Source organism: Citrobacter sp. Cb023, assembly GCF_030336805.1.
In the GTDB taxonomy this organism is placed as follows: Bacteria; Pseudomonadota; Gammaproteobacteria; order Enterobacterales; family Enterobacteriaceae; genus Citrobacter; species Citrobacter braakii.
In genome coordinates this window covers 12,967-34,468 of record NZ_JAOWCV010000027.1, presented here as the reverse complement: position 1 = coordinate 34,468, position 21,502 = coordinate 12,967, and the positions used below count along the sequence as shown (strand labels likewise).

Here is a 21,502-nt window from a genome sequence, read left to right as displayed (position 1 = left end):
AATTAGCAGCCGGTATTCTGCGTTATGCGAACTTCTTTTTCATGGGGGTTCTCCTGTAAAACCGAGTGCAATGTAGCGTTTTCGTCAGCGAAAAGTGCGCGCGAAGATATAATAAATTTCCGGCCGCAACAATGTATTACCGTGGCTTTATTGATTTTGCACAGAATAAACAGACTCTCCAGGCCAGGCCCGGAGAGTGAAAATACGCAGACGATCAGACGCGGAATTTAGCCCATACAGGCGCATGGTCGGACGGCTTTTCCATGCTGCGGATTTCATAGTCGATGCCGGTTTCTTCGCAGCGCTCCGCCAGCGGTTTGCTCGCCAGCAGCAGATCGATACGCAGGCCACGGTTATCGTCAAAACCTTTTGAGCGATAATCAAACCACGAGAACTGGTCGTTCTTTTCAGGCCAGGCGTGACGGTAGGTATCTACCAGGCCCCAGCCCAGCAGACGTTCCATCCACTCGCGCTCTTCTGGCAGGAAGGAACATTTGCCGGTACGCAGCCAGCGTTTACGGTTCTCTTCGCCAATACCAATATCGAGGTCGGTTGGGCTGATATTCATATCGCCCATGATCAATACCGGATTGTCGCGCTTCAGTTCAGTCTCCAGGTAGTTTTGTAGGTTCTGATAAAACGCGGCTTTGGCCGGGAACTTAGTTTCATGGTCTCGGCTTTCGCCCTGCGGGAAATAGCCGTTGATCACCGTGATGCTGCCCAGAGGGGACGGAATTTCCGCCATGATGATACGACGCTGCGCTTCTTCGTCATCACCCGGGAAGCCACGACGCACCGCAATCGGCGTTTCTTTCGTTAATAGTGCTACGCCGTAGTGGCCTTTCTGACCGTGATAAAAGACGTTATAACCCAGCTTTGCTACCTCTTCGAGAGGGAACATATCGTCGTGGACTTTTGTCTCCTGTAAGCCAATAACATCCGGTTGGTGTTTTTCGACAATGGCTGCCAGTTGATGGGGACGGGCACGCAGGCCGTTGATATTAAAAGAGACAAATTTCATAGTCGCTGCCACTTTGCAAGATGAATAGTGCAAGGATGGTAGCAGAATTTCTGCAGGCTGACTCCTTCTTGTCACCTGATTCCAACAATGATTGCTAATGGTGTTAACGATGGAGCAAAAACTGCACCGTTTTGGCGCGTAGCGCGTCGGAATAGAGCAATAATTTCCGATAAATTTCGTATACGATCACAATTCCAGAATTATATTTGGCGACTGAATAAAATTGCGTTTTTTCCTCTGTTTAGTCATCTGGTACGCAAACATATTCACTTTATATGCACATACAGTGAATATCGTCAGGTTGTAACTCGTTGATATTCCGTCACCGCCCTCCGTTTATGCACTTTTTTCGCTGGCTGGCACGAAGCCTGCAATCTACATTTACACCGCAAACACTATATTTATTAACATATAAATAACTTTTTATTTACCGTTGAGGTCGCTATGTCTCTGTCAATTACGCGTGAAAATTTTGATGAATGGATGATGCCCGTATACGCTCCGGCCCCTTTTATTCCGGTGCGTGGCGAAGGTTCACGTCTGTGGGATCAGCAGGGTAAAGAGTATATCGATTTCGCGGGAGGCATTGCGGTTAACGCGCTGGGTCATGCACATCCGGCATTGCGCGAGGCATTAAACGACCAGGCGAGCAAATTCTGGCATACGGGAAATGGCTACACCAATGAGCCGGTGCTGCGCCTGGCGAAAAAGCTGATTGATGCCACTTTTGCCGAGCGTATTTTCTTCTGTAACTCTGGCGCAGAAGCTAACGAAGCGGCATTAAAACTGGCACGTAAATATGCCCACGATAGTTTTGGTAGCCAGAAGAGCGGCATTGTGGCGTTTAAAAATGCTTTCCATGGTCGCACGCTGTTTACCGTCAGCGCCGGAGGACAGCCCGCCTATTCACAGGACTTCGCGCCGCTGCCGCCGGATATCTGCCATGCCGTGTATAACGATCTCGACTCTGCCAGCCAACTGATTGATGACAACACCTGTGCGGTTATTGTGGAGCCGGTGCAGGGGGAAGGCGGCGTAGTGCCGGCAACAAACGCCTTTTTGCAGGGGCTGCGTGAATTATGCGATCGCCATAATGCGCTGTTGATTTTTGATGAAGTTCAGACCGGAGTTGGTCGTACCGGCGAACTGTATGCCTACATGCACTACGGCGTTACGCCGGACCTGCTGACGACAGCAAAAGCGCTGGGCGGTGGTTTCCCCATCGGCGCACTGCTGGTGACAGAGCGTTGCGCCAGTGTGATGACGGTCGGTACGCACGGTACAACCTACGGCGGAAACCCGCTGGCCACTGCGGTGGCGGGAAAACTGCTGGAAATTGTTAACACGCCGGAAGTGCTTAACGGAGTGAAACAGCGCCACGACTGGTTTGTGGAGCGTATTAACGCCATTAACGAACGTTTTGGACTGTTTAGTGAAATTCGTGGACTCGGACTGCTGATTGGCTGTGTGCTAAACGCGGAATTTGCCGGGAAAGCAAAACTCATCTCGCAAGAAGCGGCCGTTGCCGGAGTGATGGTGCTGATTGCTGGCGCTAATGTGGTGCGGTTTGCGCCAGCGTTAAACGTCAGCGAAGAAGAAATCGCCACCGGACTGGATCGCTTTGCGCTGGCCTGCGAACGCATTAAAGCAGGAGGTTCATCATGATGGTGATTCGTCCCATTGAACGCGCTGATATCACCGCGCTGATGCAGCTTGCCAGTAAGACCGGCGGCGGGTTGACCTCGCTACCGGCGAATGAAGCTACGCTGATGGCGCGTATCGAACGTTCGCTACAAACCTGGCGCGGTGAGTTGCCCAAAAGTGAGCAGGGATATGTGTTTGTGCTTGAAGACAGCGCCAGCGGAACCGTGGCAGGGATTTGCGCCATTGAGGTGGCGGTAGGGCTTAACGATCCCTGGTACAACTACCGGGTCGGTACTCTGGTGCACGCCTCGAAAGAGCTGAACGTGTATAACGCGCTGCCGACGCTGTTTCTGAGCAACGATCACACGGGCAGTAGCGAACTTTGTTCTCTGTTTCTCGATCCGGACTGGCGTAAAGAAGGCAACGGCTATTTGTTGTCGAAGTCGCGCTTTATGTTTATGGCGGCCTTTCGTGACCGGTTCAATGAGAAGGTCGTGGCCGAGATGCGCGGCGTGATCGATGAACACGGCTACTCTCCGTTTTGGCAAAGCCTCGGCAAACGTTTTTTCTCAATGGAGTTCAGCCGGGCGGATTTTCTCTGCGGAACCGGGCAAAAAGCCTTTATTGCTGAACTGATGCCTAAGCATCCGATTTATACCCATTTCCTGTCTGACGAAGCGCAGAGCGTGATTGGTCAGGTGCATCCGCAAACGGCTCCTGCGCGGGCGGTGCTGGAGAAAGAAGGATTTCGCTACCGCAACTACGTCGATATTTTCGACGGCGGACCGACCCTGGAATGCGATATTGACCGGGTACGGGCTATCCGTAAAAGCAGGCTGGTGGAGGTGGCTGAAGGGCAGCCTGCGCCGGGCGACTATCCTGCTTGTCTGGTTGCCAATGAAAATTATCAAAATTTCCGCGTCATGTTGGTTCGTGCCGACCCGGATACTCAGCGTCTGGTACTGACGGCGGCGCAACTGGACGCCCTGAAATGTCACGCGGGCGACCATGTACGTTTTGTGCGTCTTTGTGCAGAGGAGAAAACAGCATGACATTATGGATAAACGGCGACTGGTTGACGGGGCTGGGCGAGCGTCGGGTGAAAACCAATCCCGTAAGCGGTGATGTACTGTGGCAGGGGAATGATGCAGATGCAGCCCAGGTGGCGCAGGCGTGCCGGGCCGCGCGCGCAGCCTTTGCCAGTTGGGCTAAACAGCCCTTTGGCGCACGCCAGGCCATTGTTGAAAAATTTGCCTCATTGCTGGAAAGCAATAAAGCCGAACTCACACAGATTATCGCCCGGGAAACCGGCAAACCCCGTTGGGAAGCCGCTACAGAACTGACGGCGATGATCAATAAAATTGCCATCTCCGTGAAAGCCTGGCATGCGCGTACCGGAGAGCATCACAGCGAATTACCGGATGGCGCAGCGACGTTGCGCCATCGCCCGCACGGCGTGCTGGCAGTTTTTGGCCCGTATAACTTCCCTGGCCATTTACCCAATGGTCATATTGTTCCGGCACTGCTGGCAGGCAACACATTGATTTTCAAACCCAGCGAGCTGACGCCGTGGACCGGTGAAGCCGTGACAAAGCTGTGGGAGCAGGCGGGATTGCCGCCGGGTGTGCTGAACCTGGTGCAGGGCGGTCGCGATACGGGGCAGGCGCTGAGCGGGCAGGACGATCTCGATGGCCTGCTGTTTACCGGCAGTGCCAATACTGGTTATCAACTGCATCGACAGCTATCCGGCCAGCCGGAAAAAATCCTCGCTCTGGAGATGGGGGGCAACAACCCGCTGATTATTGAGAACCCGGAAGATATTGATGCCGCAGTGCATCTGACTATTCAGTCCGCGTTTGTCACCGCCGGACAGCGTTGTACCTGCGCCCGTCGCCTGTTAGTTAAAAAAGGCGCGCAGGGGGATGCGTTCCTGACGCGCCTGGTGGACGTCAGCCAGCGTTTAATGCCCGGCAACTGGGACGCAGAACCGCAGCCATTTATTGGCGGGCTGATTTCCGAACAAGCCGCGCGGCATGTCTATGATGCCTGGCAGCGTCTGGAATCGTTAGGGGGCCGGACGCTGTTAGCGCCACGTCTGGTGCAAGCCGGAACGTCACTGCTCACCCCAGGGATCATCGAACTGACCGGGGCGGCGAACGTACCCGATGAAGAGGTCTTTGGACCGCTGCTTGGCGTCTGGCGTTATGACAGCTTTGATGACGCAATTCGTATGGCGAACAACACCCGCTTTGGATTGTCGTGTGGGTTGGTTTCCCCCGATCGCAGCCAGTTTGATCAACTGCTGCTTGAGGCGCGGGCCGGGATCGTCAACTGGAATAAGCCGTTAACCGGCGCGGCGAGTACAGCGCCGTTTGGCGGCGTTGGCGCTTCCGGGAACCATCGCGCCAGCGCGTGGTATGCCGCAGATTATTGCGCCTGGCCGATGGCAAGTCTGGAATCACCGGCCTTAACGCTGCCAACGACGCTTAGCCCCGGCCTGGATTTTTCTCGCGAGGATAAGCTATGAAAGCCCGTGAGGTAAATTTTGATGGTCTGGTGGGGCTGACCCACCACTATGCGGGGCTGTCATTTGGTAATGAGGCCTCAACCAAACATCGTTTTCAGGTATCGAACCCGCGTCTGGCGGCGAAGCAGGGTCTGCTAAAGATGAAAGCGCTGGCGGATGCGGGATTTCCCCAAGCGGTGATCCCGCCTCATGAGCGGCCGTATATTCCGGTGCTGCGTCAGTTGGGCTTTACCGGCCGCGACGAACAGATACTGGAGAACGTGGCGCGTCAGGCGCCTCACTGGCTCTCCAGCGCCAGCTCCGCATCGTCTATGTGGGTGGCGAATGCGGCAACGGTCTGCCCTTCAGCCGATGCGCTGGACGGGAAAGTGCATCTGACGGTGGCGAATCTGAATAATAAGTTTCACCGTTCGCTGGAAGCGCCGACCACCGAAGCGTTGCTACGGGCGATTTTCCGTGATGAGAATAGTTTTACGGTCCACGGTGCGTTACCCCAGGTTGCGCTATTCGGTGATGAAGGTGCGGCAAACCATAACCGCCTCGGCGGGGATTACGGCGACCCTGGCGTACAGCTGTTTGTTTACGGTCGTGAAGAAGGGAATGCGTCCCATCCGAAGCGCTATCCGGCGAGGCAATCCCGTGAGGCCAGCGAGGCGGTCGCCCGACTGAATCAGGTTAACCCGCATCAGCGCATTTTTGCCCAACAAAACCCGGACGTTATCGATCTTGGCGTGTTTCATAACGATGTGATTGCGGTGTCGAATCGCCAGGTACTGTTTTGTCATCAGCTGGCGTTTGTCAGACAGCAGGCGTTGTTCGAGCAGTTACGCAGTCAGGTGGCAGGTTTTACCCCGCTGGAAGTCCCGGCTGCGGAAGTGTCGGTGCAGGATGCGGTGACTACCTATCTGTTTAACAGCCAGTTACTGAGCCGTGATGACGGTTCGATGATGCTGGTCCTGCCGCAGGAGTGTCGGGAGCATGCGGGCGTGTGGCGGTATTTGAACCGTCTGCTCGAGGAAGACAATCCGATCGATGACCTGCAGGTATTCGATCTGCGTGAAAGTATGTCCAACGGCGGCGGTCCGGCATGTCTGCGCCTGAGAGTGGTGCTTACGCCACAGGAGCTGCAGGCCGTAAATCCGGCGGTTATCATGAACGATACGCTGTTTAACACGCTGAATAATTGGGTCGACCGTTACTATCGCGATCGTCTTACCGCCGCCGACCTTGCCGACCCGCAGCTGTTGCGTGAGGGGCGTGAAGCGCTGGATACGTTGACGCAATTGCTCAACCTCGGCTCTGTGTATCCCTTCCAGCAGGAGAGGACCAGCCATGGATAATTTTCTGGCCCAGACGCTGGCAGGGATAACCCCCGAGACAACCGAGGGCACAGCTCGCGGCTTTTCCTGGCAGTGGATTGGTCATGGGATTCTGGAGCTGACGCCGGACACTCCGGCGGAATATTCGCTGGTGCTGTCTGCGGGGATCCACGGCAATGAAACGGCCCCGGTAGAGATACTTGATTCAATTCTCTCCAGGCTGTTTAGCGGTGAACTAACGTTGACATGGCGGCTGCTGGTGATTCTGGGGAACCCGCAGGCGCTGGCGGCGGGACAACGTTATTGTCATAGCGACCTGAACCGTATGTTTGGCGGCCGTTGGCAGATTTTTGCCGCGAGTGAAGAAACGCACCGAGCCCATCAGCTTGAGCTGTGTCTGGAGGATTTTTATTCGCGGGCGAAAGAGCCAGTCCGCTGGCATCTGGATCTGCACACCGCGATTCGCGGCTCGCAGCATCTGCGCTTTGGCGTGTTGCCACAACGCAACGTTGCCTGGGACGAAGATTTTTTGGGATGGCTGGGAGAGGCAGGGCTGGAGGCGCTGGTTTTCCATCAGACACCTGGCGGCACGTTCACCCATTTTAGCGCTGAACATTTTGGCGCGCTGGCCTGCACGCTGGAACTGGGTAAAGCGCTGCCGTTTGGACAAAACGATCTGACTCAGTTTGCGCAGACGGCAGATGCGCTGGCGAAGCTGCTAAAGGGCGAGCGAATGTCACTGGGAGAAACATCTCCGCTGCGTTACCGCGTGGTGTCGCAAATCACGCGGCGTAGCGACGATTTCATTCTTCACATGGATAACCAGACGCTCAACTTTACCCCTTTTACAGAGGGCACCTTGCTGGCGCAGGACGGTGATGAACGTTTTACCGTCACCCATGATGTTGAATACGTTCTCTTTCCAAATCCAAACGTGGCCTGTGGTTTACGTGCCGGATTGATGCTCGAAAAATTGTGACAAATATATATGCCCTTTTGGTTTATCCCTAAGGGCTTATTTTTACGTGCTGTTTTTATTTATTACGGATTATTCCTGGTGAATTGCTTTCTTAATAATCAGGGATGAGGTATAGTTCTTCATAATCCCTTCAAAATCATCCCGTTGTAATTTTTTATTGCAACTCTGCGCAATTTATTCTTTTTTTCTCCATAATTGATGAAAGTTTGTTTTTTACACTTTCATTGTTTTACCGTTGCTCTGATTAATTGACGCTTAAGCCGGTAAAGTTAATCTCGTCAACACGACATCACATTGCATAAGAGTCGCATGAGTGTCGTAAAAATAACTGAAAGAAAGGATAGAAATTATGCGTAAACTGACTGCTCTGTTTGTTGCCTCTACCCTGGCGCTGGGCGCTGCTAACCTGGCCCACGCCGCTGACACGACAACAGCTGCGCCAGCTGATGCCAAACCAATGATGCACCACAACGGTAAGTTTGCCCCGCATCACGACATGATGTTTAAAGACCTGAACCTGACCGATGCGCAGAAACAGCAGATTCGCGAGATCATGAAAGGTCAGCGTGATCAGATGAAACGTCCGCCGCTGGAAGAGCGCCGCGCAATGCACGACATCATCGCCAGCGATAGCTTCGATAAAGCGAAAGCGGAAGCGCAGATTGCGAAGATGGAAGAACAGCGCAAAGCCAACATGCTGGCGCATATGGAAACCCAGAACAAGATTTACAACATTCTGACCCCGGAACAGAAAAAGCAGTTTAATGCCAATTTTGAGAAGCGTCTGACAGAACGTGCCGCGCAGAAGGGTAAAATGCCGCAAGCTGCTGAGTAATCGTTCAGCGTCTACACTATATCATTCACGCTGTGTGTGCTGATTGCCGCACAGTGTGAAACCAAACTCAAGACCGCCGCTCTTGTCCACAACACGTTTAACGAGGTGGGCAGGATCGGCGGTTTTTTCTTTGCTGCCTCTTGCACCGCGCTTGTGACACGTTATTCTCCTGAAGCCCGCGAAAATTCCACCTGGAGGGCGCGTTGTTCTTTTTTGCAAAACACCGGGTTCATCGCTAAGGCAAATCAACTCTGCTGCCGATAACAATAATCTGCAGGGTGAACATAACAATGATGATTTATGGCTGCCTGTTTACGGTGGGCTGCCGTGCTGCGCCTTTCTGGAGGGATGATGGAATACTTTGATATCCGCAAAATGCCGGTCAATCTGTGGCGAAATGGTGCGGGAGAAACGCGTGAGATTTGCTGTTTTCCGCCAGCAACACGAGATTTTCACTGGCGGGCGAGTATCGCCTCCATCGCAGCGAATGGAGAGTTTTCTCTTTTTCCCGGCGTAGAACGCGTGATTACCCTGCTGGAAGGTGGAGAAGTGACGCTGGAAGAGCCGAACACCTTCACGCATACCCTGAAACAGCATCAGCCTTTTACCTTTGCCGGTGACAAGGTGGTAAAAGCGAAGCTGACGGAAGGGCAGATGTCGATGGATTTTAATATCATGACCCGACGTGATGTCTGCCAGGCAAAAGTCAGAGTTGCCGATCGCACCTTTACGACCTTTGGTTCGCGCGGCGGCGTAGTGTTTGTTATCAGCGGAGCCTGGCAACTGGGTGATAAGTTGTTGACCGTCGATCAGGGTGCAAGCTGGCACGACGGTAAACACACGTTACGACTGCTGGAGCGCGAGGGGAAACTGCTGTTCAGCGAGATCAACTGGATGCCGGGGCATTCTCCGGACTCAGTTCAATAATGTCATATTGACCAGACAGAATAGGCCGGCAGAGAATTTTGTAGCCATCTTGATCAAAGCCGGCCGGCATTCGCGCCAGTGTAGCTGCCTCATCCAGCGTTGAAACGGCTCCCAGCCACAGCCAGTTATTGATGATATGGTACTGCGTCATTTCAGTGCGGGTTTCCTGCAGCGCAATGGCATTGCTCCACGGCCAGCAGATTACGCGCACTCTTTCCAGGGCTTCTACCAGACGCACATGATGCGCTTCAGGGCTTTCTTTCCCACAGCAGGCTCCGGCGCAGCGTTTAAGCGCGGAGCGAAAACAGGCGCGCCCGTGGCTCAGGGGTTCCAGCCCCAACAGGCCGTAGCATAGCTGTTGTTCATCGGCGAGGCTTTGCAGCGTCTGTAGCGCTGCGCGGCGGTTGGCAAACAGGCCAAACAGATTGGGGGCGTGGGAGAAATCAATATCTCGTGCGTAAACCACCTGAACCGTTCGGTCGGTAAGCTGCAAGGCACACAGCTGGCGATTGCGTCGCAGCCGTTTGTTAAACAGGGGCTGCTGTTCTTTGATAAGCCGCGCTTCCAGCAGCAGGGCGCCAATTTCTCCGGCCGTACAAATCCAGCTAATGCGCCTGGCCTGACGCAGCATACTCGCTTCGTCTGCGGTACGCAGATGCGCCAGCACACGGCTGCGAATATTGACACTTTTACCAATATAAAGCGGCATGGTGTCGCTATCACTGTGAAACAGATAGACGCCTGGCGCGGTGGGAAGCGCACTCAAAAACGGGCGCAGGTGCTCGGGATATTCATAGATTGCCGCTGCCTCAAATGTCATACGAGGGGCTGATTGACGCTGTACCACTGTTGACTCCAGATGCTGGTTATTCATCCAGTGTAGCAGTTTGAGGGCGATTAAAAAAGCGGCATGAGATTCAGCAGGCTAATGCCAGATAGGGCCAATCCTGGCGCTACCCGGCATTTTGAAGGGAAAAGGATTACGCTTTTTTCCAGAAATCATCAAACACGGTGATCGGTGTGCGACGTTTATGCTCAGTTTTCACGTACCAGCCTTCAATTTTTTTTGCGACGTCGGCATCCAGCGTTTTTCCTTCCAGATAGTCGTCGATGTTGTCGTAAGTGACGCCGAGTGCGGCTTCATCCGGCAGAGAAGGGCGATCGTCCTCGAGGTCAGCAGTTGGTGCTTTCTTATATAAGTGCTCCGGGCACCCCAGCGCGGCGAGCAGTTGTTTGCCCTGGCGCTTGTTCAGACGAAATAGTGGGTTAATGTCGGTACCGCCATCGCCGTACTTAGTGAAAAATCCGGTGATGGCTTCTGCAGCATGATCGGTACCCACGACAACCCCGCTGGTCATGCCGGCGATACTGTATTGTGCCTTCATACGTTCACGGGCTTTTTCATTGCCACGCACAAAATCGCTCAGTTCAATACCCGCTTCACGCAGGGCCTGCTCGCTGGCCAGCACCGCGCCCTTAATATTGACGGTCAGTACGCGGTCCGGTTGAATAAAGGCGATGGCATCCTGGCAGTCCTGCTCATCGGCCTGAACGCCATACGGTAGGCGTACGGCAATAAACTGCAGTGCGTCATTACCCGTTTCTTTTCGCAGCTCGGTGATTGCCATCTGGCACAGTTTTCCCGCGAGCGTTGAGTCCTGTCCGCCGCTAATTCCCAACACCAGCGATTTCAGAAAGGGGTAGGTCTGCAGATACGATTTCAGGAAATCCACGCTGCGGCGAATTTCTTCTTCTGCATCGATGTGCGGTTTTGCGCCAAGCGCCTGGATTATCTCTTGCTGCAGAGTCATTTAACCCCCTCCGAAAAATAAAATGATCAAAAAAATGATGTGTTAAAGCTAACGCGTTGAGGCCCAAACGACAAGGGATGCGAGCCTGATATAGCATCATTTTGTTTTAATAGAATTTTCCGAAACCACCTAAGTATCCTCTGATTGCTTGAAAAATGCGTTGTTGTGCTCCAGGCTTATATAACACGCTGAAATACAAGAGGACGGAATATGAACAAGAATCTAACAGGAATTCTGAGCGCAGCGGCTGTTTTGACTATGCTGGCAGGGTGTACGGCCTACGATCGTACGAAAGACCAATTTGTTCAGCCCGTGGTGAAAGATGTGAAGAAAGGGATGAGCCGGGCGCAGGTAGCGCAGATTGCCGGTAAACCGTCTTCCGAAGTCAGTATGATCCATGCGCGTGGGACGTGTCAGACCTACATCCTGGGTCAACGAGATGGTAAAGCTGAGACCTATTTTGTTGCTTTAGATGACACCGGACACGTGATTAACTCTGGCTACCAGACCTGCGCAGAGTACGACACCGACCCGCAGGCAGCGAAGAAGTAACAACTGTTTATTGCCTGAGCACTCGGGAAAACCGGCCACTGCGCCGGTTTTTTTATGTCACACGATCTTAATTATTGACGCGAATTATTTACCTGAAGTGTGAGGGTGGTCATAACGCCAGGTCAAGGAGAGACAATTTAGTTGGTCAAGGAAATACCATCCGCTGGTGCAATCCCGTATACTCATTTCAGCCACCTAAAAAAGTAATTTAGCTGACGCAAGTTACCCAGAGCATGGATGCAGGTTAGGGCTTGCGGAGTGTCTGGTGACAGATAATCGCACATGAGGATCGTTTTAATGGAAAAGAAACACATTTATCTGTTTTGTTCTGCGGGCATGTCGACTTCATTGTTGGTTTCGAAGATGCGTGCTCAGGCCGAAAAATACGAAGTACCGGTTATTATTGAAGCGTTTCCTGAAACGCTGGCCGGAGAAAAAGGTCCAGTGGCCGATGTTGTATTATTAGGTCCACAAATTGCTTATATGTTGCCCGAAATTCAGCGTTTGTTACCCAACAAGCCTGTGGAAGTGATTGACTCGCTGCTGTATGGCAAAGTCGATGGTTTAGGCGTGCTTAAGGCTGCGGTTGCAGCAATTAAAAAAGCCGCAGCAAATTAATTATTTTATTTTAATTTTCCCGTCAAAGAGTTATTTCATTAACATTCACCGTAATTATTAATTGCGGTATTTAAGGGTATTTTTCTATGAGTAACGCTATTGCTTCACTTGAAAAGGTACTCCTTCCTTTTGCTGTAAAAATTGGAAAGCAGCCACACGTTAATGCAATCAAAAACGGTTTTATTCGTTTAATGCCGTTAACCCTCGCAGGGGCCATGTTTGTATTAATCAATAACGTTTTCCTGAGCTTTGGGGAGGGGTCGTTTTTTTATTCAATGGGCATTCGACTTGATGCTTCAACTATTGAAACGCTGAATAGTTTGAAAGGCATTGGTGGAAACGTCTATAACGGTACGCTGGGTATCATGTCATTGATGGCGCCGTTCTTTATCGGTATGGCGCTGGCAGAAGAACGCAAAGTCGACTCACTGGCTGCCGGGCTGTTATCCGTCGCCGCATTTATGACCGTAACGCCATATAGCGTGGGTGAAGCCTATGCCGTTGGCGCGAACTGGCTCGGCGGTGCCAATATTATTTCCGGTATTATTATCGGCCTCGCGGTCGCGGAAATGTTCACCTTTGTGGTCCGTCGCAATTGGGTAATTAAATTACCCGATAGCGTACCGACATCCGTGTCGCGCTCTTTCTCTGCGCTGATTCCTGGCTTCCTTATCCTCTCCATTATGGGGATCATCGCCTGGGCATTGAACACCTGGGGTACGAACTTCCACCAGATCATCATGGATTCCATTTCAACTCCGCTGGCATCGCTGGGCAGCGTGGTGGGTTGGGCCTACGTGATTTTTGTTCCGCTGCTGTGGTTCTTCGGTATTCACGGTTCACTGGCGCTGACCGCGCTGGACAGCGGTATCATGACGCCATGGGCGCTGGAAAACATCTCCATTTACCAACAGTTTGGTTCCGTAGACGCCGCGCTGGAAGCTGGAAAGACCTTCCACGTCTGGGCTAAACCGATGCTCGACTCCTATATTTTCCTCGGGGGTAGCGGGGCTACGCTGGGTCTGATTATCGCTATCTTCCTGGCATCGCGTCGTCCGGATTATCGTCAGGTTGCTAAACTGGCACTGCCGTCAGGCCTGTTCCAGATTAACGAACCTATCCTGTTCGGTCTGCCGATCATCATGAACCCGGTGATGTTTATCCCGTTCATTCTGGTGCAGCCGATTCTGGCGGCGATTACGCTGGCAGCTTATTACTCCGGCATTATTCCACCGATTACCAACATCGCACCGTGGACCATGCCAACCGGTTTGGGCGCGTTCTTTAACACCAACGGTAGCGTCGCTGCTCTGCTGGTCGCGCTGTTCAACCTCGGTATCGCCACGCTGGTTTACCTGCCGTTCGTGGTGGTAGCCAACAAAGCGCAGAACGTTATTGATCAAGAAGAAAGCGAAGAAGATATCGCTAACGCATTGAAATTCTAAATTTAATCCGGCATGGCTTCACGGTCATGCCGGACTGAACCAGAGGAAAAAAGTATGTTGGATATCGAGAACATCGTCGACACGCAGTCAGAAGCAGAAGAACTCGAAGAAGTGGTGATGGGTCTCATCATCAACTCCGGTCAGGCGCGTAGCCTGGCGTACGGCGCGCTCAAAATGGCCAAGCAAGGCGATTTCGAGTCAGCTAAGGCTATGATGGACCAGTCCCGTCTGGCGCTGAACGAAGCGCACCTCGTGCAAACGAAACTGATTGAAGGCGATCAGGGCGAAGGTAAAATGAAAGTTAGCCTGGTGCTGGTTCATGCTCAGGACCATCTGATGACATCAATGCTGGCGCGTGAGCTGGTGACTGAACTGATTGAGCTTCACGAAAAGCTGAAATAGCGAGGAGTGCATAATGCAGCTACAGATTAACGCACCGGAAATCAAAACCGTCTATGAACAGCAGCTGTTTAATGGCAAAAATTTCCATGTGTTCATCTATAACAAAACTGAGAGCATCAGCGGGCTGCATCAGCATGACTACTACGAATTTACCCTGGTTTTAACCGGGCGCTATTATCAGGAAATCAACGGTAAACGCGTATTGCTCGAACGCGGGGACTTTGTTTTTATTCCATTGGGATCGCACCACCAGAGTTTTTATGATTTTGGGGCGACAAGGATCCTGAACGTCGGTATCAGTAAACGCTTTTTTGAACAGCACTACCACCCGCTGCTGCCATTTTGTTTCGTTGCATCGCAGGTCTATCGGGCGAATAATTCGTTTCTCACTTACATTGAAACGGTTATTGCATCACTAAACTTTCGCGAGAGCGGACTGGATGAATTTGTAGAAGTGGTCACCTTCTATATTATTAACCGGTTGCGCCATCATCGCGAAGAGCAGGTGCTGGATGATATTCCGCAGTGGCTTAAAACCACCGTGGAGACCATGCATGACAAACGGCAGTTTAGCGAGAATGCGCTGGAAAACATGGTACACCTGTCCGCGAAATCCCAGGAGTATCTGACCCGCGCAACCCAGCGTTATTACAGCAAAACGCCGATGCAGATCATTAATGAAATCCGCATTAACTTTGCTAAAAAACAGCTGGAAATGACTAACTATTCTGTAACGGATATTGCTTACGAATCTGGCTACAGTAGTCCAAGTCTGTTTATTAAAACGTTTAAAAAGCTGACGTCATTTACACCTAATAGCTATCGTAAGAAATTAACTGAATTTAATCAGTAGATATTATTTGCCAATAACCCATTTTTTATAGCTTGCCCAAAATAGCGTCGGGACAGCCACGCTATACCTGACAAACGGGTTGAGCATAATACACGTCAGTGTTTTGACACTGAAGGGAGAAAGTATGAGCCAGAAATTAAAAGTCGTCACTATCGGTGGCGGGAGCAGCTACACCCCTGAGTTACTTGAAGGCTTTATTAAGCGCTATCATGAATTACCGGTTTCTGAATTGTGGCTGGTTGATGTCGACGATGGAAAAGAGAAGCTGGACATTATTTTTGACCTTTGCCAGCGCATGATCGATAAAGCTGGCGTGCCGATGAAGTTGTTTAAAACGCTGGACCGCCGTGAAGCGCTGAAAGATGCTGATTTCGTTACCACCCAGCTGCGCGTAGGGCAACTGAAAGCCCGCGAAAAGGATGAACGCATTCCGCTGAGCCACGGGTATCTGGGGCAGGAAACTAACGGCGCTGGTGGGCTGTTCAAAGGTCTGCGTACTATTCCGGTTATCTTTGATATTGTCAAAGATGTGGAAGAACTGTGCCCGAATGCGTGGGTGATTAACTTTACTAACCCGGCCGGGATGGTGACGGAAGCGGTCTATCGCCATACGAATTTTAAGAAATTCATCGGTGTATGTAATATCCCCGTCGGCATGAAAATGTTCATTAGCGATGTGCTGGCGCTGAAAGAGAGCGATGACTTATCCATCGATCTGTTCGGTCTGAACCATATGGTCTTTATTAAAGACGTACTGGTGAATGGTAAATCACGCTTTGATGAACTGTTGGATGGCGTGGCTTCAGGTCAACTGAAAGCCTCCACCGTGAAGAACATCTTCGATCTGCCGTTCAGTGAAGGGTTGATTCGCTCGCTGAAGCTGCTGCCGTGCTCATATTTGCTCTATTACTTCAAGCCAAAAGAGATGCTGGCGATTGAAATGGGTGAATACTATAAGGGCGGCGCTCGCGCTCAGGTGGTACAGAAAGTGGAGAAACAACTGTTTGATCTCTACAAAAACCCGGATTTGAACGTGAAACCGAAAGAGCTGGAACAGCGTGGTGGAGCCTATTACTCCGATGCGGCCTGTGAAGTGATCAACGCCATCTACAACGACAAACAGACCGAGCACTATGTCAACGTTCCGCACCATGGGCATGTTGACAATATCCCGGCGGACTGGGCGGTTGAGATGACCTGTACACTGGGACGCAACGGCGCCACGCCGCACCCACGTATTACCCATTTTGATGAGAAAGTGCTCGGCCTTATCTATACCATTAAAGGCTTTGAAGTCGCGGCGAGCAATGCGGCACTGAGCGGCGAGCTGAATGATGTGCTGCTGGCGTTGAACCTGAGTCCGCTGGTGCATTCTGACAGCGATGCCGAGATTCTGGCGCGTGAGCTAATTCTGGCGCATGAAAAATGGCTGCCAAACTTCGCCGGGTGTATCGAGAAACTCAAAAGCGAACAACACTAACTGAGGTCGGCTATGGAACGCGTACTGATTGTAAATGCGGATGATTTTGGCCTGAGTAAAGGACAAAACTACGGCATTGTTGAAGCCTGTCGCAATGGCGTGGTCACCTCGACAACTGCACTGGTTAATGGCGCAGCCATTGACCATGCGGTACAGCTGAGTCGCGACATACCTGAACTTGCCGTTGGGATGCATTTTGTTCTGACGCTGGGCAGGCCGTTGACGGCAATGCCAGGCCTTACTCGTGACGGGTTACTGGGAAAATGGATCTGGCAGATGGCTGAAGAAGACACCTTGCCGTTGGATGAAATTTCTCAGGAACTGGCCGCGCAGTATCAGCGTTTTATTGACCTGTTCGGGCGGGAGCCAACGCATCTGGATAGCCATCACCATGTGCATATGTTCCCGCAGATTTTCCCTATCGTGGCCGGGTTTGCTGCCCAACGGGGGATTGCGTTACGGATCGATCGTCAGGCGGTATTCCAGGCGTCTGACTTTCCGCAGACGTTACGGACTTCCCAGGGATTCAGCAGCGAGTTTTATGGCGAAGCGATTTCTGAAGCCCTGTTTTTGCAAACGCTTGACGCGTCAGCAGACCGGGGAGAGTCCTCGCTGGAAGTGATGTGTCATCCGGCCTTTATCGATGACATTATTCGTCAAAGTGCCTACTGTTACCCCCGCTTAACTGAGCTTGACGTGCTGACGTCTCCGTCACTGAAATATGCTATTGCGGAGCGCGGTTATCGTCTTGGCAGTTTTCTGAACGTGTAACTCCTGAGTTTGCGGCGCATAATGCGCCGCATTTTTTTAGGCAGGTATCGTGTCGATTTTTCCGGCGCGTGACCAGACGCGGTGCGCAGTCATTAGCGTCAGCAGGGTATCCATAAACTGTGCGTCTGCACTGTCTGCCTCCACCACGCCTTCTTCTCCTTCATTTTTGATATTCAACGTTGCTTTAAACTGACGCGCATCGCCTGCCAGTGCGATAGGTTTTAAGTGCTTATACGCTTCGAGTAAGTAATATCGGGCATCACCGTTCATAGCGATATCTGCGATATTGCCACACGGAACGATAACCGCATCGACGGTCAGCGATGGTGAACCCGCAAAGGTACCGGCGATTGTCAGGACGGAACCATCATCGGCAACCACATTACCCATTCGGGAATAGAGCAGTTTGGCGTGAACGCCTTTGGCCTGTAAGGCTTGCATGATGGCAAGCAGGTCGCCCGATTTCACCTGGTCATTAAGTAGAATGGCGACCACGCGGCCCTTAATCTCACCTTGCGCACCCGCATATAAACTGAGTGACGGCGCACTTTTCAAACCATTCACGTTAGCCGGTGGGGCGATTTTGGCCTGTTCCTCGGTTAGCTCAAAACCGAGATTATCGGCAACCGCCTCGGCGAGGGCTGTATCAATATGGGCTAACTGTTCGACCACTCTTTCCCGAATATAGGGGCGCGTAACTTTGCTGAGTTCGAAGCTGAATCCGCCGATAATATGCTGCTGTTCAATTGGCATCTGACTTAGCCAGAACAGGCGAGGGTGCGCATAGTATTCGCCAAAAGAGGGGCTACGTTCGCGGATTTTGTTTCCTTCAATCCGTTCCTGATACGATTCAAATCCACCGCGTTTTGGCCCCGGCGGCGTTTCACGCGGCCAGTTATCATTGATGGAATTAGGTTCATAGTTGGCCGGGTTGGTATCGATGTCCATACGATGCATGCCGTCACGCTGGAAGTTATGGTACGGGCAGGTCGGGCGATTAATCGGGATTTCATGGAAGTTGGGCCCGCCCAGGCGGCTGATTTGGGTATCGGTATACGAAAACAAGCGGCCTTGCAGCAAGGGATCGTTGGTAAAATCGATACCAGGGACGATATGTCCGGGATGAAAAGCGACTTGTTCATTTTCGGCGAAGAAATTATCCGGATTACGGTTCAGCACCATTTTACCAACGCGTTGTACCGGAACCAGCTCTTCCGGGATCAGCTTGGTCGGGTCGAGCAGGTCAAAATCGAACTTGAATTCGTCTTCTTCAGGAATGAGCTGCAGCCCCAGTTCGTATTCCGGATAATCGCCTGCTTCAATAGCTTCCCACAGATCGCGGCGATGAAAATCGGGATCACGACCGGTAAGTTTTTGCGCTTCATCCCATACCAGCGAAGCTTTGCCCGCCAGCGGTTTCCAGTGAAAACGGACAAAGGTGGCTTTCCCTTGCGCATTTATCAACCGGAACGTGTGGATGCCAAAGCCTTCCATCGTGCGATAGCTGCGTGGAATACCCCGGTCGGACATTGCCCATATAACGTTGTGCAACGTTTCTGGCTGTAACGAGACATAATCCCAAAAGGTATCGTGGGCGCTTTGACCCTGTGGGATAGCCCAATGCGGCTCCGGTTTTACCGCATGAACGAAATCCGGGAATTTATGGGCATCCTGAATGAAGAAGACTGGCGTGTTGTTTCCCACCAGATCGAAAACGCCCTCTTCAGTATAAAATTTGGTCGCAAATCCTCGAATATCTCTGACCGTATCCGCTGAGCCTGCGCCGCCCTGAACCGTAGAGAAACGGACAAAAACCGGGGTGATTTTATTTTCATCACTCAGAAAGTCCGCTTTCGTCGTCGCGCTGAGACTGGCATAGGGCTGAAAGTAACCATGAACGGCCGAACCTCGGGCATGTACGATCCGCTCCGGGATGCGTTCGTGATCAAAATGGGTGATTTTTTCCCGCAGGATAAAGTCTTCCAGCAGAGTTGGCCCACGGTTTCCTGCACGCAGAGAGTTTTGATCGTCCGCGATGCGCACTCCCTGATTGGTTGTCAGAGCAAAATCTTCGCTGCCTTTGCGAAAACTTTCCAGCGCGTTGAGTTTGTCACTTCTGGTGTCAGGCGCTTTTAAGCTGCCGGACGTAGTGGGCTGCATGCCTGGTGGCGTGGGTTCAGGTGTTGGCCGATGTGAACCGTCTGCTGGCGCCAGTGAGTCAAGTCCTGGTTGGGATTCGCTGGCATCATGAACCGGCGCTGAGTGATGGAGTGGGTGCTTATCATTCTGTGACATTAAACTCGTCTCCTGTTTTCATCGCTTAAAGGTCGTTGTTGCCGTCAAAAGCTTTAACTATAGACCACTTGCTCAGTGGTGCAGGAACTGACCGAGGACGTAAAGCGCGATGAACCAGGCAAACAGCGCACGCAAGGCAGGACGTCAGGAGGCAAAATCGGCTAAGATAGCCGTTTTCTGATTTTTAGAATTAGTCTTTAGTGAAGCAACTGATTATGAAACCTCTTCGCCAACAAAATCGTCCGGTAATTAGCTATGTTCCTCGCGTGGAGCCAGCCCCACCAGAGCATGCAGTTAAAATGGATGCGTATCGTGACGTATGGATACTGCGCGGAAAATATGTCGCTTTTGTCTTAATAGGGGAGGCGTTTCAGCGTTCGCCTGCATTTACGGTCCCGGAATCAGCGCAACGCTGGGCTAATCAGGTTCGCCAGGAAAATGAACTGAGCGATTAATGGATATAAAAAACCGCCGGAGCATGACACTCCGGCGGTTTTTTGTTTTTCAGATCTAACAGATTTAGCGATGCGCCAGTTCGGCGTTATCGTCGCTGTCCAGAATTGTTTTATCGGTCTGTTTCAGCCATTGGCTGGTCAGCGTACCGGCTGTCATAGAACCGCTCACGTTCAGCGCGGTACGACCCATATCGATCAGCGGCTCAACGGAAATCAGCAGCGCAACCAGCGTGACCGGCAGACCCATAGCTGGCAGGACGATCAGCGCGGCAAACGTTGCACCGCCACCCACACCCGCAACCCCTGCGGAACTGACGGTTACGATACCAACCAGCGTGGCAATCCACATCGGGTCCAGCGGGTTGATCCCGACGGTCGGGGCGACCATTACTGCCAGCATTGCCGGGTACAGCCCTGCACAACCGTTCTGGCCAATGGTGGCGCCAAAGGAGGCGGCAAAAGAGGCGATGGATTCAGGCACGCCCAGACGACGGGTTTGCGCTTCAACGTTCAGCGGAATTGAGGCTGCGCTGGAACGGCTGGTGAAGGCGAAAGTCAGCACCGGCCACACCTTGCGGAAGTATTTCAGCGGGCTAACGCCGTTAATACCCAACAGGATCCCGTGTACCACGAACATAATGCCCAGACCGAGATAAGAGGCCACGACGAAGCTACCCAGCTTGATGATGTCCTGCAGGTTGGAGCCCGCAACCACTTTGGTCATCAGCGCCAGAACACCGTATGGTGTCAACTGCATCACCAAACGAACCAGCTTCATCACCCAGCTTTGCAGGGTATCGATAGCAACCAGCACACGCTCGCCTTTCGGCGCATCATCTTTCAGCAGCTTCAGTGCGGCAACACCGAGGAATGCCGCGAAGATAACCACGCTGATAATTGACGTCGGGTTAGCTCCGGTCAGATCGGCAAACGGGTTTTTCGGTATAAACGACAACACCAGCTGTGGAACGCTGAGGTCAGCTACTTTGCCAACATAGTTGGTTTCAATCGCGTTCAGACGAGCGGTTTCGGCCCCACCTTGCACCAGACCTTCTGCGGTCAGGCCGAACAGGTTGGTCACCAGAACCCCTACCAGCGCGGCAATCAGCGTAGTAAACAGCAGTGTACCGATGGTCAGGAAGCTGATTTTACCTAACTGAGAGGCGTTGTGCAGACGCGCAACGGCGCTGAGAATAGATGCAAACACCAGCGGCATGACAATCATCTGCAGCAGTTGGACGTAACCGTTGCCGACAATGTTGAACCACTGTACGGAATCTTTAAGAACCTGGCTGTCGGAACCATAAATGGTGTGCAGGGCGAGGCCAAACACCACACCCATGACCAGACCGACCAGTACTTTTTTTGCCAGACTCCACTGCTTGTGACGGGCTTGCGCCAGCACGAACAGCAGCACTACGAACACGATAATGTTCGCGATTAATGGATAGTTCATCCCCGTTCTCCTGATCTTATTATGCGTATCACCGTGTGACGGTGATTCTGTTGGCGCAAGATTAGCAGAACTGTGACTTGCCTCTTATATTCAAATGGAATTGTTTATGCCA

20 protein-coding genes are annotated in these 21,502 nt (G+C 52.1%); 15 read left to right on the top strand and 5 right to left on the bottom strand.

The features are described 5' to 3' along the window. Positions 1-214: 214 nt before the first annotated feature. Entirely contained in the window at positions 215-1,021 is an 807-nt protein-coding gene (gene xthA, locus OGW44_RS04370) for an exodeoxyribonuclease III (protein ID WP_016152844.1), read from the bottom strand. A gap of 444 nt (positions 1,022-1,465) precedes the next feature. Between xthA and astC the strand changes: the two genes are divergently transcribed. From astC to ves, 7 genes are all read left to right on the top strand, one after another. After that, the gene (astC, locus tag OGW44_RS04365; protein WP_185654395.1) at positions 1,466-2,686 is read left to right on the top strand and encodes a succinylornithine/acetylornithine transaminase; all 1,221 of its coding nucleotides are present in this window, start codon (positions 1,466-1,468) and stop codon (positions 2,684-2,686) included. Next, a complete protein-coding gene (gene astA / locus OGW44_RS04360; RefSeq protein WP_016152846.1) occupies positions 2,683-3,717 on the top strand; it encodes an arginine N-succinyltransferase in 1,035 nt (344 codons plus the stop codon). Before astC ends, astA begins: the two co-directional genes overlap by 4 nt. Then, positions 3,714-5,192 carry a succinylglutamate-semialdehyde dehydrogenase gene (gene astD, locus OGW44_RS04355; RefSeq protein WP_181634806.1) on the top strand — a complete coding sequence of 493 codons (1,479 nt, stop codon included), beginning with the start codon at positions 3,714-3,716 and terminating at the stop codon, positions 5,190-5,192. The genes astA and astD overlap by 4 nt, the downstream gene beginning before the upstream one ends. Continuing rightward, positions 5,189-6,532 (top strand): N-succinylarginine dihydrolase, encoded by a 1,344-nt coding sequence (gene astB, locus OGW44_RS04350; protein WP_075847319.1) that lies wholly within the window; start codon positions 5,189-5,191, stop codon positions 6,530-6,532. Before astD ends, astB begins: the two co-directional genes overlap by 4 nt. Then, complete coding sequence (gene astE, locus OGW44_RS04345; RefSeq protein ID WP_047358615.1) at positions 6,525-7,490, top strand: succinylglutamate desuccinylase; 966 nt, start codon at positions 6,525-6,527, stop codon at positions 7,488-7,490. The genes astB and astE overlap by 8 nt, the downstream gene beginning before the upstream one ends. A 349-nt stretch (positions 7,491-7,839) precedes the next feature. After that, positions 7,840-8,325, top strand: a complete 486-nt coding sequence (gene spy, locus OGW44_RS04340) for an ATP-independent periplasmic protein-refolding chaperone Spy (RefSeq protein WP_003030629.1) — start codon at positions 7,840-7,842, stop codon at positions 8,323-8,325. Positions 8,326-8,676: 351 nt separating this feature from the next. Further along, positions 8,677-9,252, top strand: a complete 576-nt coding sequence (gene ves, locus OGW44_RS04335; protein ID WP_016152850.1) for an environmental stress-induced protein Ves — start codon at positions 8,677-8,679, stop codon at positions 9,250-9,252. On the opposite strand, the gene cho is transcribed toward ves, so the two are convergent. After that, the gene (cho, locus tag OGW44_RS04330; protein ID WP_185654396.1) at positions 9,212-10,126 is read right to left on the bottom strand and encodes an excinuclease Cho; all 915 of its coding nucleotides are present in this window, start codon (positions 10,124-10,126) and stop codon (positions 9,212-9,214) included. The genes ves and cho overlap by 41 nt on opposite strands. Positions 10,127-10,232: 106 nt before the next feature. Further along, complete coding sequence (gene nadE, locus OGW44_RS04325; RefSeq protein WP_047498859.1) at positions 10,233-11,063, bottom strand: NAD(+) synthase; 831 nt, start codon at positions 11,061-11,063, stop codon at positions 10,233-10,235. A gap of 210 nt (positions 11,064-11,273) precedes the next feature. Between nadE and osmE the strand changes: the two genes are divergently transcribed. From osmE to chbG, 7 genes are all read left to right on the top strand, one after another. Next, a complete protein-coding gene (osmE, locus tag OGW44_RS04320) occupies positions 11,274-11,615 on the top strand; it encodes an osmotically-inducible lipoprotein OsmE (RefSeq protein ID WP_003030621.1) in 342 nt (113 codons plus the stop codon). A 297-nt stretch (positions 11,616-11,912) separates the two neighbouring features. Then, positions 11,913-12,233: a PTS N,N'-diacetylchitobiose transporter subunit IIB gene (gene chbB / locus OGW44_RS04315; RefSeq protein ID WP_003832547.1), complete on the top strand. Its 321-nt coding sequence runs from the start codon at positions 11,913-11,915 to the stop codon at positions 12,231-12,233. Positions 12,234-12,319: 86 nt separating this feature from the next. Continuing rightward, positions 12,320-13,678 (top strand): PTS N,N'-diacetylchitobiose transporter subunit IIC, encoded by a 1,359-nt coding sequence (gene chbC, locus OGW44_RS04310; protein WP_003030619.1) that lies wholly within the window; start codon positions 12,320-12,322, stop codon positions 13,676-13,678. 54 nt (positions 13,679-13,732) lie between these two features. Then, positions 13,733-14,080, top strand: coding sequence for a PTS N,N'-diacetylchitobiose transporter subunit IIA (gene chbA / locus OGW44_RS04305; RefSeq protein ID WP_003030618.1), 348 nt, complete (start codon positions 13,733-13,735; stop codon positions 14,078-14,080). Between the two features lie 10 nt (positions 14,081-14,090). Beyond that, positions 14,091-14,933, top strand: coding sequence for a transcriptional regulator ChbR (gene chbR, locus OGW44_RS04300; RefSeq protein ID WP_085951046.1), 843 nt, complete (start codon positions 14,091-14,093; stop codon positions 14,931-14,933). A 124-nt stretch (positions 14,934-15,057) separates the two neighbouring features. Then, a complete protein-coding gene (locus OGW44_RS04295) occupies positions 15,058-16,413 on the top strand; it encodes a 6-phospho-beta-glucosidase (protein ID WP_016152854.1) in 1,356 nt (451 codons plus the stop codon). Positions 16,414-16,425: 12 nt separating this feature from the next. Further along, complete coding sequence (chbG, locus tag OGW44_RS04290) at positions 16,426-17,184, top strand: chitin disaccharide deacetylase (protein ID WP_016152855.1); 759 nt, start codon at positions 16,426-16,428, stop codon at positions 17,182-17,184. Between the two features lie 36 nt (positions 17,185-17,220). Here the strand turns inward: chbG and katE are convergent, their stop codons facing one another. Beyond that, on the bottom strand, positions 17,221-19,479 hold the full coding sequence (gene katE / locus OGW44_RS04285; RefSeq protein ID WP_016156333.1) for a catalase HPII: 2,259 nt from the start codon (positions 19,477-19,479) through the stop codon (positions 17,221-17,223). A gap of 209 nt (positions 19,480-19,688) precedes the next feature. On the opposite strand from katE, the gene cedA reads away from it, so the two are divergent. After that, positions 19,689-19,934, top strand: a complete 246-nt coding sequence (gene cedA / locus OGW44_RS04280; protein ID WP_255346055.1) for a cell division activator CedA — start codon at positions 19,689-19,691, stop codon at positions 19,932-19,934. A gap of 64 nt (positions 19,935-19,998) precedes the next feature. Here cedA and tcyP read toward each other — a convergent pair whose 3' ends face one another. Then, positions 19,999-21,390, bottom strand: a complete 1,392-nt coding sequence (gene tcyP / locus OGW44_RS04275; protein WP_016156334.1) for a cystine/sulfocysteine:cation symporter — start codon at positions 21,388-21,390, stop codon at positions 19,999-20,001. Positions 21,391-21,502 lie beyond the last annotated feature (112 nt).